A 12,615-nucleotide genomic window follows, 5' to 3' on the forward strand; every position below is an offset into this window, starting at 1 on the left:
ATCTCTGGAAGCTTCTTCGTGAGCAATGCATTGCCGGTTGTTCTTTTGGCGCCATGGATGGTGGCGGTCGCTGTCTCCGGATCCGTGCAGGCCCGCCCGCTCTCGCCTGCACAGAGAATCAATATTGCGGCATTCATGGGTCGAGAAAGCGCAGCGCTCTACTGCCAGGGCAATGACCTCAAAACAGCAATCGAGAAGAGCGTGATCAAAACAATGCTCGATCAGGATCTCGATCCAGAGTCGATGGATCAGATCGATCTAGACCAAAAGGAAATTGGCATTGCCTTTTTTGAAAATGTCTTTGCTGATGCCTTCGCCAACTGCCCTTCAAGGGCCAGGAACATCTGGCGCCAGATGACGGAGATGTGAGTTTGGCTGTGGCAGTGCTCAGGGTTGGTCTGTGACCGCCCCTTCGCTGGCGCATGACACCAGTCGGCTGTACTTGCCGAGAATTCCGGTGCGGTATTTCGGTGTTGGAGTGCTCCAAGCACTGCGACGTCGATCTAGCTCACTGTCGTCCACATTCAATTGCAACAACAGTTGGTTGGCATCCACAGTGATGCTGTCACCTTCTTGAATGAGGCCGATGGTGCCGCCGACCGCGGCCTCCGGGGACACATGGCCGATCACCAGCCCATAAGAGCCACCTGAGAAACGGCCATCGGTGATCAAGGCCACCTTGTCGAGCAGACCTTGCCCCACGATTGCTGAGGTCGGGCTCAGCATTTCGCGCATGCCCGGCCCCCCCACCGGTCCCTCATTGCGCACCACCACGACATCTCCGGCCTTGATCTGGTTGTCAAGGATCGCGGTCAGACAGCTTTCCTCACTTTCGAACACCCTTGCTGGGCCAGTGATGACTGGATTCTTGACGCCGCTGATCTTGGCAACGGCACCCTGCTCGGCCAGATTGCCCTTGAGGATCGCCAGATGTCCTTTGGCGTAGAGCGGATTGGATAGGGGGCGAATCACCTCCTGATCGGCAGGTGGCATGGCCGGAACATCGGCCAGCCGTTCTCTCAGGCTCTTGCCTTCGATCGTGCGGCAGTCCCCATGGAGCAGGCCTGCATCAAGCAGGAGTTTCATCACCTGTGGAATGCCACCAGCTTGATGGAGATCAACGGTCACAAACTTGCCGCTTGGTTTGAGATCGCAGATCACAGGAACGCGCTGGCGAATGCTTTCAAAGTCGTCGATGTTGAGATCGATCCCCGCGGTGCGAGCGATGGCCAACAGATGGAGCACCGAATTGGTGGAGCCTCCCACCGCCATGATCACGCTGATGGCGTTTTCAAATGCTTCTCGGGTGAGCAGCTCTCGTGGACGGATATCGGATTTGATCGCCTCGACCAGCACTTCGGCGGAGAGGGCCGCACTGTCGGCCTTTTCGGCATCCTCAGCAGCCATGGTGGAGCTGTAGGGGAGGCTCAGGCCAAGCGTTTCGATTGCGGCACTCATCGTGTTGGCTGTGAACATTCCTCCACAGCTGCCGGCTCCCGGACAAGCGTTCTTTTCGATCGCCGTGAGCTGTTCTTCGTCAATCTTGCCGCTTGTGATCTGACCGACAGCTTCAAAGGCACTGACCACAGTGAGATCGCAACCTCCCAGCTTCCCTGGTTTGATCGTGCCGCCGTACACAAAGATTGAGGGGATGTTCATCCGGGCCATGGCGAGCATGGCGCCGGGCATGTTCTTGTCGCAGCCCCCGACGGCCAGCACTCCGTCCATGCTTTGGCCGTTGCAGGCGGTTTCAATCGCATCAGCGATGACCTCCCTGCTCACGAGGGAATACTTCATCCCCTCGGTGCCCATTGAGATGCCATCACTGACAGTGATGGTGCCGAAGGTCTGAGGCATCCCTCCGGCCATGCGTGTGGCCTCTTCCGCTCGCATGGCCAGATCGTTCAGGCCCACGTTGCAAGGAGTGATGGTGCTGTAGCCGTTGGCGATTCCAATAATCGGTTTGCCAAAATCGGCATCACCGAAGCCGACTGCACGCAACATCGCTCGGTTTGGTGAGCGTTGGATTCCCTGCGTGACGGCGTCGGAGCGGAGCATCGATTGCAGCCGGTGGCCGGTGAATGACTGTCGCCAACCTACCGACTGCAGGGTTCAGCTTCTGGCACCCAGATCCTCGAGCTGCCTTCGCACATCGGCGATCGCGGCATTGAGCTGTTCGACGCGATGTTCAAGCTGGCCTTCCTGGACCACTTTCTCAGTTGCATCGAAGGCTTCACTGCCGTCTTGGATGCGCGGCGCGTAAAGCATGGATCGCTGGCGTTTGGAATGTTGACGACGATCCGCTTCGGAAAGCAGCCACCAAGCCAGACCGGCAGCGCCCATGACGGCGCCGCTGATCAGGGTGGCAAGGGTGCCGGAAGCCGTCTCGCGCTGGGCCATGGTCTGCTGCTGATGCCTTGTCCTTCAGGTTAGGTGGCTGATCCAGTTCTGATCTGCATTCGCTGAACAGGGTCACCGATGCCTGGCAGAACCCTGCCGTTGTCATCCAGGCTTTCATCGATGCAAGCGGTGTGAATCGTCAAATCAGGGATCTGCTCGCCGATCTGCTTCAGGCCTGGGCTGGCGGCAACCGCCGTGATCATCCGAACCCGGCGCATGTCATCCACTCCGCGATCGGCAAGTTTGTCCAAAGCCTTCAGGCATTGGCTGCCATCACTGATTTGGTCAAGAAACACCACCACGCCAGCTTGGGGTTCAATCACCTCTGGAACACCATCAAGGCAAAGCAGTGCATTGGGCAGCACCTGACGTGCGCCCTGCCAGAGACTGAGACCTCCTGGCATCAACGGGATGGTCAGAAGCGGCACAGAAGCCTCGATCACACTGCCTTCTGTGTCTTGAAGCGGTGTGGTGACGGCTTCCTTCCGATGGGGCAGCCAATCGCGAACCGCCTCGTAGCAGAGCCATCGGCCAAGCTCCTCCATCCCGGTCGCGTAAAGGGCTGCTGGTGTTCCCGCATGCCTCAGCACCGTGAGCCAGTGGGCGATCAGGGGATGGGGGGGAACCACCACCCTCAGGGTCTTGGCCATGTCGCGTGGATTGGTGGGCAGCTGCCATAACGTGACGTTTCAAACTACGGCAGGTGGTTCGCCGCTTGTCCGTCAGATCCAATCCCACGACCATGGTCGCCTTTTTTTGCGGTCTTGCCGCACGGCTCAAGCACACTCGTGCCATTGCCGCTGGACTGCTGACAGCACTGGTTTGCTTAACGGGCACCGTGTTGTGTTTGGGAGCGGAGCCTGCTCTGGCGATCACCGCCCCTGAGCTCCGTGGCCAATTTGCTGTGCAGGAGATCAGCGCTGATATGCATGGGTTGGACCTGAAGGAGAAGGAATTCCTCAAGGCTGATCTCCAGGGCGTTGATTTGTCGGACAGCGATCTTCGTGGTGCCGTGATCAATACCTCAATGCTTCAGGGTGCAGACCTCCAAAGGGCAGACCTCGGTGACGTTGTGGCCTTTGCGAGTCGTTTTGATGGTGCTGATCTTCGTGATGCCCGTTTTGAAAACGCGATGATGATGCAGAGCCGATTTACAGATGCCCGCATTGATGGCGCTGATTTCAGCAACGCCGTGATAGATCTTTCACAGCAAAAAGCACTGTGCGCCCGGGCTGATGGGGTGAACAGTGTTACTTCCATCAGTACCCGCGAGAGTCTTGGCTGTCGATGATGCGTCGTCTCCCTGTCACCGTGATTACCGGCTTTCTTGGTGCCGGAAAAACCACCCTGCTTCGCCACTTGCTGTCCAACAGTGGGCAGCGACTTGCAGTGATGGTGAACGAATTCGGAACCGTCGGTCTTGATGGAGATCTGATCCGAAACTGTGGATTTTGTCCAGAGGATGAGCTTGAGGGACGTCTAGTTGAACTCAATAACGGCTGTCTCTGCTGCACCGTGCAGGATGATTTTCTGCCAACCATGGAGACCCTTCTCCAGCGAACTGATTCCCTCGACGGCATCGTGGTTGAGACGAGTGGTCTTGCACTGCCTCGACCCCTTTTACAGGCTTTGGAATGGCCAGAAGTGCGTTCCAAAGTTGTGGTGAACGGTGTGATTACGGTTGTGGATGGTGAATCTCTTGCTGGCGGCAGCCCGGTGGGTGATCTCGAGGCCATCGAGCGTCAACGGCAGGACGATCCGAGCCTCGATCACATCAGTGCCATTGAAGAACTTTTTGCTGACCAGCTTGAGGCCGCAGACCAGGTTCTGATCAGTCGCGCCGATCTGATTGACCCCGCTCAGCTCAGTGGTGTTCGTGAGCAGCTCAGCAGCAAGGTTCGAAGTGGCACGCCCTTGCTGGCGATCGAGCGAGGCGTTGTTGATCCGGCTTTGGTGCTCGGCACCAATCGACACGCTGTTGCGTCTGCAACGCCTGAGGCGGACGACCATCACGACCATCACGACCATCACGATCATCACGACCACACCCATGTCGAGGCGGTCAGTGGCCTTCTGCGCATGGAGTGCTCCGTCTCTCGAGAGGCTCTGGAACAGTTGCTCCCAGACTTTGTGGCTCGCAATCAAGTGGTGCGATTGAAAGGTCGGGTGTGGCTCCCGGGTAAAGCCCTGCCGCTACAGCTGCAGATGGTTGGACCTCGTCTTGAATCGTGGTTCGAAGCCGCGCCTGATCAAGCCTGGCGGCCCGATAGTGGGGCCGGTCTTGATTTGGTGGTGATCGGCTTTGTTGCTGATGCGGCTGACCGTTTGGGTGAACTCCTGCCCGTGCCTGCGTGAATCGAAAGCCTTCTGTTCGAGGAGAAGGCTTCTGCCTCGATCATCCTCGCCATCCATGCTTTGCAGTGAAGCCCTGTCCCAGTCACTGAGTTAGAAGGCTGGTCTGGATGGCAATTCCAGTCAGCGCAAAGCTCACAAGACTGGTCAATCCGGCGGCACCATCACCAACGATGTTGGTCGGCAGGCTCTGATCTCACGACAGCAGTCGCCAGGCGATCTGATCGCCAATGCTCAGTGGGTCACAACGAGTTCCCGAATTTTGGCTCGTTTCACTTGTTGCGCTAAATCCAAGAGGTCATTGCGGTCGATTAGGCCGATGCAGCCAAGGGTGCCGCTGTTGCCATTGCGTCCAGCGCTTGGATCTTGGTGAATGCCTAGGACCCTTCGACCGGTCGTAAAGGTTGGTTCGATGCTGATCCAGATTGGGCCGAGCTCCGGGTAGGCACCTGCCGCCAATGGTTCCACGGGGCCAAGGGTGTAGTGGCCTGCGGGAAGAGGGGCGCGGCTTCCCATCTGGTCGCGATCGGCATCCTGGCGATTGGCTCGACCACTGAGCGCGTCGTAGTGACGGACCGGATGGCCAGGGATTTCCAAGCGCAGATCCCAGATCGGATCACCCGTGCCTGCTAACTGTCGATGGGTCTTTTCAAGCACGAGCACCGACTCTCCATCCTGTTGGAGACGTGCCAGTAGTTCCTCTGGCGCAATGCTGCTCCTTGCGGGAGCGGTGCTTTGGGGTCTTGCCAGGGCAATGGTGGCTAGGGCCTGCTCCAGGGTCTGAGCAGCTGCTAATCCAGGTGCTGTCAGAACAGCAGAGAGAAACACAAGCGTGATCGAGAGGCGTTCCTTCAGCATCCGCACCACCGCAATGGATGCAGAAAGCTACGGATTGTTTTTTTCGCTCACGAAAGAAAAAGCCAGTTCCTTGTCTGACCTCAGGTCTCACCTGAGATGTCAATACGCTCCACCTGGGTCAGTGGATGAAGGGTGTGAAGGCTGTTTCACGGGTGTAGCCAAGACAGGTAATCAAGGTGATCAGACCTGCAACCGCTGCCAGTAGAGCTGGACTGACGGGCTGACCTGTGTGCAACACCAGCCATGTGGCGGCAAGAGGGGTGAGGCCTCCAATCCATCCCTCTGCAACGTTGAAGGCAAGCGCCAGGCCTGTGTTGCGCACCTCGCCAGGCATTAATTCGACGTTGGCCGCATTTTTGGCGCCAGCCAGGATGGCCACAGCCACCACCAGCCCCACCTCGCCACGAAGAATGTTGTTGATGCTGTCGCTCTGGAGCAGGGTAAAGATGGGCCAAGCGCCAAGAACTAACCAGCCGCTGCCAATCACAAACAGTGGTTTGCGACCAACCCTGTCGCTGATCCAGGCCGCGATCGGATAAAGAATCAAGAGGAGCGCCATCACGCGTGTATTCAGTGACAGGGCAGTTCCTGCTGAGAGTTTGTCGATGGTTTCAAGATCGCTGACAACGTAGACAAATAAGAGATAAAAACTAACGCTGCTAGCCACATTGAGCAGCATCACTTTGGTGATCGGCCAACGGTGCTTCAGCACCATGCGAAGTGGTTGAGACGTCTTGTTTTGATTCAGCAACGCTGGTTTCAGATGCCTGCGAAGCATCACCCCTGCAAACGCAATGAATGAACCCAGTGCAAACATCAGTCGCCAACCCCATTGCTCTAGCTTGTCGGGTTGCAACAGTTGCGCCAGTCCTTCGCTGAGGGCTGACGCCAGCCACATGCCAGCAACGGATCCCCATAATCCCCAGATTGAAAGAATGCCTCGCTTCCGTTCCGGTGAACGTTCGCAGAGAAAGACAATTGAGGTCGTGTATTCACCTCCTGCAGATAGTCCCTGAAGCAGGCGAAGGCTGACCAACAGCACTGGTGCTGCGATGCCGATCTGTTCATAGGTGGGTAAGAACGCCATCAGTGTTGTGGGAATGGCCATGGCCACAACGCTGATCAAAAGAGCTCTTTGGCTGCCGTGACGATCGCCGATTCGACCAATGATCAGTCCACCCAGGGGTCTGACCAGGAATCCCGCTGCAAAAGCAGCAAATGTTGCGAGAAGGGAAAGGGCAGGATTAGTGGAGGGAAAGAAGTGGTGACTGAGCGCGACAGCGAAATAGCCATAGAGCGAAAAGTCGTACCACTCCATGACGTTGCCGACGATGCCTGCAGCGATCACGGACAATCGACTGTTGGTTGGGGCGCTCATGATGCGTCCTCAATGGACCAGTTCAGCCCTGGAATCCACGCCAGGATGGCTGGCTTGCCAGAGAACAGTGTTCTGTAGTCAGGATGGTGTCTGACCAGGCCTTGTTCTTCGCGTTTTGCTTTTCCGCGCAAGGTCATGGCGAGGGCGATCAGCAGCGCAAGATGCAACGGGCTCTGTCGCATCAGCATCACGCCGGCTGCGCAGATCAGGACCGCTAAATACAGCGGATGGCGGCAGAGTCGATAGGGGCCTGACTGGACGAGTTGGATTCCAGGTTTTGGCTCTGGTAGGGGAGAAAGGTTGTCTCCCAGTGCGAGAAAACTCGCCACCGCCCACACCACGCCTCCGGTTAGGAGGCTTCCGCCGCTGATCATCAGGCAGTTGCGCCAGGTCAGGTTGAGATCTGCCAACGCACTCTGAGGCCATCCCGGCAGGATGATCACCGCCAGGATCAGGATGCCTTGGCCGAGCAGCCACCACTCTCCCTGTTGATTGCGCCACAACCCTGCCCAGCTGAGGTTCCAACCGCTCAATGCGGCTTTGATGCCGATCCCCCTTGCTCTCACTCCCATCTGTCCAAGCACAATTCCATTGTGATTGGACTTTGAGGATGGAGACGACGAGACGAACCATCCTGATGAGCGGTGCCTCGCGCGGGATCGGTCGGGCGATTGCTGAGCAGGCATTGCGAGACGGACACCGTCTCAGCCTTGGCCTACGCAATCCTGATGCTCTAAGAGGGTCGGTGCTGGATCCCGCGATCGCCGGCTCTGATCGCATTCAATTGGTGCCTTACGACGCCGTTGATCCAGAGGCGGCCCCCCGTTGGGTGGAGGCCGCTGATGCAGCCTTCGCTGGCTTTGATGCCCTGATCCATTGTGCTGGGATCCTTCTCCCCACGCCTCTGCTGTTCTCCGATGCCCATGCTCATGAGCCGGAACTGTTGCTCAAGGTGAATCTGATGGGGCCCTGGTGGCTGACCAGAGCGGCTTGGCCATGGCTGCAGGCCCACGGCGACGCAAGGATTCAGGTGCTGGTCTCGATGAGTGGAAAACGCAGTAAAGGTCGCTTGGCGGGTTATGCCAGCAGCAAGTTTGCCCTGATGGGTTTATGCCAAACGATGCGCAATGAAGGTTGGCAGTCCGGTATCCGCGTTACGGCCATCTGCCCGGGTTGGGTCAACACCCAAATGGTGGAAGGCATCACCGACCTTCCGCCTGAAGCGATGACCCAGCCTCAAGACCTGGCTGCACTGTCGTCTCGACTGCTTGAGCTCCCTGCTTCAGCGGTCCCGTTTGAACTTGCTGTTAGCTGCCTACCGGAAGTCTGAGCCTGGCTTGTTTAATCCAGCGGCATGGCTCCACGCGCGCAAAGAGACCCCCAGCACAGCACTTGCTCTTCAGCCCAGCTGGATTGCACAGGGATCCAGTCGGCACCAGCACGGGATTGCATACGCACACTGCCGCTTCCGTCGTGTTCGAACCGAATCCGTTGTTGGGCCACTTCGATCCACCACTGGCTGCCAATGCGGTTGATTCCCATCCGGCAGGGCAGCCAAGGGCCTTCTTGGCTCCGACACTCCAGGGCAATGGTCTCTGCCTGTTGGCTACGGGCTCTGGTTAGGTTTGAACTGATCAAGCCAATCCCAGTCGTCACCGTTGCTGTCAGCACAACCGCTGTGATGGGAATGGAGGGATGTTGATGCACTGCGCCGCTGGGCCTTTCTTCAACGTGCATCTGCTGATTCGGCCGCGGTGCCCCGGCCTGCCAAGATTTAACAATCCCTACGAGGTGACCGTGCCGCGTTATCAAGCCCGCGTATTGGTGAATCTGCGTTCGTCGGTGCTCGACCCGGCTGGTGAAGCGACCCGTTCAGCGGCATTCCGTCTGGGAGTCGATGGCGTCAGCAAATTACGTATCGGTAAGTCGGTGGAGCTTGAACTCGAGGCCCCTGATGAGGATGAAGCTCGTCGCCGGTTGGAACTCCTCAGTGACAGGCTTCTGGCCAACCCCGTGATTGAGAACTGGACTCTGGAGCTTCAGCAATCATGAGTGTCGGAGTTGTCGTCTTTCCCGGTTCCAACTGTGACCGGGACGTGCGCTGGGCCAGTGAGGGGTGTCTGGGGATTCCCACCCGCTACCTCTGGCATGAGGAGAGGGATCTCAGTGGCTTGGATGCGGTTGTCTTGCCCGGCGGTTTCAGCTATGGCGACTATCTGCGCTGCGGTGCAATTGCCCGGTTCGCCCCTGTGCTCGAGTCGCTTGTTGACTTCGCAGCACGGGGTGGAAGGGTCCTTGGCATCTGCAACGGCTTTCAGGTGCTCACCGAGTTGGGATTGCTCCCCGGCGCCTTAACGCGCAATCGCAATCTCCATTTCATTTGTGAGGATGCCGAACTGGAGATCGCTTCAGTGCGCACTCCCTGGACGAACGCAGCCAAAGCCAGTGACAGGATCACGCTGCCCATTGCTCACGGAGAAGGCCGTTATCAGTGTTCTGACGAGACCCTGCGTCAACTGCAAGAAGATGACTGCATCGCTTTTCGCTACCTCTCCAACCCCAATGGTTCCGTTGGCGATATCGCCGGCATAACCAATGCCGAAGGCAATGTGCTCGGCCTGATGCCTCATCCCGAGCGGGCCTGTGATGCCGTTACCGGAGGGGTTGACGGACGCTTGCTGATCAAGGCCCTGCTCAGTTGAACCCACCGCTTTGTTGATGTCCTATGCATCGCAGAGTTCCGCGTCTCCGTTGTGAGCTGTCTCCGTTCTGAGCTGTCTGGGTTCGAGACCGGCTGCGGTGAGCTCTGATCAGCTCCAAACTGCTTGCAGCCCTGTGCCGCCGGAGGCCTGGTGATCGATCGCAGCCATCTAGCCCCTTTGTCCCGTCGCGCTTTGCTCCGCCTCGGATGTGTCGGAGCAGGTGTGCTGGGAAGCTCTGTTTTCGGGTCATTTGCAGCCTTGGCTGCAGGCCGTCAATCGACGTCTGTTTCGGCTCCACCCTCCCCTTTGCGACGCGGCTCTCGACTGCGGGCTGTCAACCCAGGCACCTGGATTGATCCCGAGACCGATCTCACCCCCCTGATTCAACGCTGTGCCGTCGAGGGCTGGCATCTGGAGGTCCCTCCCAGTGTGATGGGCCAGTGGCGTTATTTCTCTGGTCAAGACCACGAGCGCGTGGCTGAGCTGGAGGCTGCCTGGTCTGATCCCTCGGTGGATGGCGTGATCACCTTGGCCGGCGGCTGGGGAGGGGCTCGTGTTTTGGAAGCGGGTTTTCGTTTCCCGCGACGTGCCAAGTGGACCCTTGGCTTTTCAGATACCAGCGCTCTTTTATTGGCCCAGTGGGCAGCAGGATTGCCTGGTGCAATCCACGGCTTCAGTGGCGGATCTGATCTTCAGTGGCAGCGCACGGTTGACCTTCTGTCTGGTCGGTCTGTGGCACCGCTCATCGGCAGGTCTGTGCGCTCAGGCGTGGCCACTGGGCCACTTGTGGTGACCAACCTCACGGTGGCCACGCACCTGATCGGTACGGCATGGATGCCAAACCTGAAGGGTGTGATTCTTGTGCTGGAGGATGTCGGTGAAGCGCCCTACCGCGTTGATCGCATGCTCACCCACTGGCGTATGGCTGGTTTGCTCCCGTCCCTTGCTGGAGTGGCCTGTGGTCGCTTCAGCTGGGCGAAGGATGACATCCTCCCAGGTGATTTCTCGATGGAAGAAATTCTCGAGGAACGCCTCGGAGAACTCGGCATCCCCTTGGTTCTGGATCTTCCTGTGGGCCATGGTCGTCCGAACATGGCACTGCCGTTGGGGAGGATGGCGCGTTTGGATGGCACACGCGGAAGCCTCACCCTGCTCGGATGATCCGTTGTCTGTTCCTGGTCATCAGCCTTGTGAGCGGTCTCGCTGTTGCGGCACCGGTCAGTCGCGATGATCCGGAACACGCTGGTGAGGTCCATGCCGCTGGCTCCGCTGCAGTCGGCGCGGCTGTGGTAGTCACGGCCCATCCAAAGGCCAGTGCCGCCGCATTGGCTGTCTTGCAGGAGGGCGGGCAGGCCATCGATGCCCTCGTCGCAGCTCAGTCGGTGTTGGCGGTTGTGGAGCCCCAAAGTTCTGGCCTTGGGGGCGGCGGCTTCTTGCTGCACTGGGATGCGCGCCAGCAGGAGCTGGAGGTTTTCGATGGTCGAGAAACGGCCCCTGCCAGCAGTCGTCCCGATGACTTGCTGACGCCGGAGGGTCAACCGCTGCCTTGGCGTACGGCGAGCAGTCGCCTCACATCGATTGGGGTTCCTGGCACCGTGGCGCTGCTTTGGGACGCGCATCAGCGTCATGGCCTCTTGACCTGGCCACGCACTTTGCAGCCTGCGATTCGCCTGGCCCAAGATGGCTTTTTACCTAGTCCTCGCTTACGGCGATCCATTGAGCTTGCTCAGCGGTTAGGCGTTGGGCACAGCCCTGCGTTTCAGGCTCTTTATCTGCCTGATGGCCAGCCTCCATCCTTGGATCAACGCTTCCGCAATCCGGCTCTCGCCCAAACCTTTGAGGAGTTGGCGCAGGTTGGTGCGCCCGGTTTCTACCGCGGCAGCCTTGCCCAGCAGATGGTCAAGACGATCAACACTCTGGCGCCAAGTCAAACCGGATTCCGTGGTTGGTCCATCTCAGACCTTGCCTCCTATGCCGTGAGGCGTCGTCGACCACTGTGCCGAAATCTCCAACGCTATCGGCTTTGCACGATTCCCCCACCCAGCAGCGGCGGTCTTGGGCTGCTTCAAACCTTGGCGTTGCTCAATACAGCCGGTGAGCTGCCGGGGCCCACTCATCCGGAGGCTTGGTACCGACTGGCCCGCGCTATCCCTCTAGCGGATGCGGACCGTCTCTATTGGCTTCGGGATCCCATTGATGGCCCCTCACCGACTGAATCCCTGTTGAGACCCTCCTATCTCAGGCGGCGCGCCTTGCTGATGGAATCTTCGCCAGGCTTCCCTGTCCAGCCTGGTCTTCCCCCCGAGATCGGCCATTTTCCCTTTGCTTTGCCTGGTTCCGGTCATGAGCAGGGCACGACCCATGTGTCGATTGTTGATCGACAAGGCAATGTGGCCAGTTACAGCGGATCGGTTGAAACGGTCTTCGGCAGTCGCTATGTCGTTCAGGGCATGGTGATGAACAATCAGCTCACCGATTTCTCTTTCCGGCCCAATGTCGCGGGTGTGCCCGTTGCCAATCGCCGCATGCCCGGCCGTCGGCCACTGTCATCGATGGCTCCGGTCATCGTGTTCGAGGAGGGGGCTCCGGTGATGGTCCTGGGTAGTCCAGGGGGGCGCACCATCCCCCACTTCCTGAGCCGCGTTCTGGTTGCTTCACTGATTTGGAAGGAACCCCCTTCCCGGGCTGTGGCCCTCCCCCATCTCTCCATCCGGCGTGGCTCCTTGGTGCTTGAAAAGGATCCACCTCTGGCCTGGCCTTTCCCTCTGACCGAGCTGAACGATTCTCATCAGCCATTGCGTCAGCAACGATTTTCCAGTGGCACTGCTCTGTTACATCGCATCAACGGTGTCTGGCATGGTGCTGCTGATCCTCGCCGTGAGGGCACAGCGCTGGGTCTCCCCTGAGGATCTTGCTGTCAGGCAA

Annotated in this window: 15 protein-coding genes; 8 read left to right on the top strand and 7 right to left on the bottom strand. The window is 58.6% G+C overall.

What is annotated here, in order from left to right; all coding sequences use genetic code 11:
* Positions 1–18: 18 nt before the first annotated feature.
* Positions 19–369: a hypothetical protein gene (locus DXY16_RS12425; protein ID WP_137007102.1), complete on the top strand. Its 351-nt coding sequence runs from the start codon at positions 19–21 to the stop codon at positions 367–369.
* An 18-nt stretch (positions 370–387) separates the two neighbouring features.
* Here the strand turns inward: DXY16_RS12425 and ilvD are convergent, their stop codons facing one another.
* The 3 genes from ilvD to DXY16_RS12440 are packed head-to-tail and all read right to left on the bottom strand — an operon-like array spanning position 388 to position 3,050.
* Positions 388–2,058, bottom strand: coding sequence for a dihydroxy-acid dehydratase (ilvD, locus tag DXY16_RS12430; RefSeq protein ID WP_115121488.1), 1,671 nt, complete (start codon positions 2,056–2,058; stop codon positions 388–390).
* A gap of 54 nt (positions 2,059–2,112) precedes the next feature.
* Entirely contained in the window at positions 2,113–2,400 is a 288-nt protein-coding gene (locus tag DXY16_RS12435; RefSeq protein WP_115121489.1) for a hypothetical protein, read from the bottom strand.
* 29 nt (positions 2,401–2,429) lie between these two features.
* The gene (locus tag DXY16_RS12440) at positions 2,430–3,050 is read right to left on the bottom strand and encodes a uracil phosphoribosyltransferase (RefSeq protein WP_115121490.1); all 621 of its coding nucleotides are present in this window, start codon (positions 3,048–3,050) and stop codon (positions 2,430–2,432) included.
* Between the two features lie 92 nt (positions 3,051–3,142).
* On the opposite strand from DXY16_RS12440, the gene DXY16_RS12445 reads away from it, so the two are divergent.
* Both DXY16_RS12445 and cobW read left to right on the top strand, forming a co-directional pair.
* Positions 3,143–3,691, top strand: a complete 549-nt coding sequence (locus tag DXY16_RS12445; protein WP_115121491.1) for a pentapeptide repeat-containing protein — start codon at positions 3,143–3,145, stop codon at positions 3,689–3,691.
* Positions 3,688–4,755, top strand: coding sequence for a cobalamin biosynthesis protein CobW (gene cobW / locus DXY16_RS12450; protein ID WP_115121492.1), 1,068 nt, complete (start codon positions 3,688–3,690; stop codon positions 4,753–4,755). The genes DXY16_RS12445 and cobW overlap by 4 nt, the downstream gene beginning before the upstream one ends.
* A gap of 231 nt (positions 4,756–4,986) precedes the next feature.
* Here cobW and DXY16_RS12455 read toward each other — a convergent pair whose 3' ends face one another.
* The 3 genes from DXY16_RS12455 to DXY16_RS12465 form a co-directional block, all read right to left on the bottom strand.
* On the bottom strand, positions 4,987–5,610 hold the full coding sequence (locus DXY16_RS12455) for a L,D-transpeptidase (protein ID WP_115121493.1): 624 nt from the start codon (positions 5,608–5,610) through the stop codon (positions 4,987–4,989).
* Positions 5,611–5,728: 118 nt separating this feature from the next.
* Positions 5,729–6,988 (bottom strand): MFS transporter, encoded by a 1,260-nt coding sequence (locus DXY16_RS12460; RefSeq protein ID WP_115121494.1) that lies wholly within the window; start codon positions 6,986–6,988, stop codon positions 5,729–5,731.
* Positions 6,985–7,560, bottom strand: coding sequence for an isoprenylcysteine carboxylmethyltransferase family protein (locus DXY16_RS12465; RefSeq protein ID WP_115121495.1), 576 nt, complete (start codon positions 7,558–7,560; stop codon positions 6,985–6,987). Before DXY16_RS12465 ends, DXY16_RS12460 begins: the two co-directional genes overlap by 4 nt.
* Before the next feature lie 65 nt (positions 7,561–7,625).
* Here DXY16_RS12465 and DXY16_RS12470 point away from each other — a divergent pair, with 65 nt between their 5' ends.
* Complete coding sequence (locus DXY16_RS12470) at positions 7,626–8,318, top strand: SDR family NAD(P)-dependent oxidoreductase (RefSeq protein ID WP_244281679.1); 693 nt, start codon at positions 7,626–7,628, stop codon at positions 8,316–8,318.
* A gap of 11 nt (positions 8,319–8,329) precedes the next feature.
* Here the strand turns inward: DXY16_RS12470 and DXY16_RS12475 are convergent, their stop codons facing one another.
* On the bottom strand, positions 8,330–8,725 hold the full coding sequence (locus DXY16_RS12475; RefSeq protein WP_206749563.1) for a hypothetical protein: 396 nt from the start codon (positions 8,723–8,725) through the stop codon (positions 8,330–8,332).
* Between the two features lie 60 nt (positions 8,726–8,785).
* Between DXY16_RS12475 and purS the strand changes: the two genes are divergently transcribed.
* The 4 genes from purS (at position 8,786) to DXY16_RS12495 (ending at position 12,596) form a co-directional block, all read left to right on the top strand.
* Positions 8,786–9,040 carry a phosphoribosylformylglycinamidine synthase subunit PurS gene (gene purS, locus DXY16_RS12480; protein ID WP_115121758.1) on the top strand — a complete coding sequence of 85 codons (255 nt, stop codon included), beginning with the start codon at positions 8,786–8,788 and terminating at the stop codon, positions 9,038–9,040.
* Positions 9,037–9,690 (top strand): phosphoribosylformylglycinamidine synthase subunit PurQ, encoded by a 654-nt coding sequence (gene purQ / locus DXY16_RS12485; protein ID WP_115121498.1) that lies wholly within the window; start codon positions 9,037–9,039, stop codon positions 9,688–9,690. Before purS ends, purQ begins: the two co-directional genes overlap by 4 nt.
* A 177-nt stretch (positions 9,691–9,867) precedes the next feature.
* Complete coding sequence (locus tag DXY16_RS12490; RefSeq protein WP_115121759.1) at positions 9,868–10,851, top strand: LD-carboxypeptidase; 984 nt, start codon at positions 9,868–9,870, stop codon at positions 10,849–10,851.
* Positions 10,848–12,596: a gamma-glutamyltransferase family protein gene (locus DXY16_RS12495; RefSeq protein WP_115121499.1), complete on the top strand. Its 1,749-nt coding sequence runs from the start codon at positions 10,848–10,850 to the stop codon at positions 12,594–12,596. The genes DXY16_RS12490 and DXY16_RS12495 overlap by 4 nt, the downstream gene beginning before the upstream one ends.
* The last annotated feature ends 19 nt before the right edge of the window (positions 12,597–12,615 follow it).

This window comes from Synechococcus sp. UW105 (assembly GCF_900473935.1).
Lineage (GTDB): Bacteria > Cyanobacteriota > Cyanobacteriia > PCC-6307 > Cyanobiaceae > Synechococcus_C.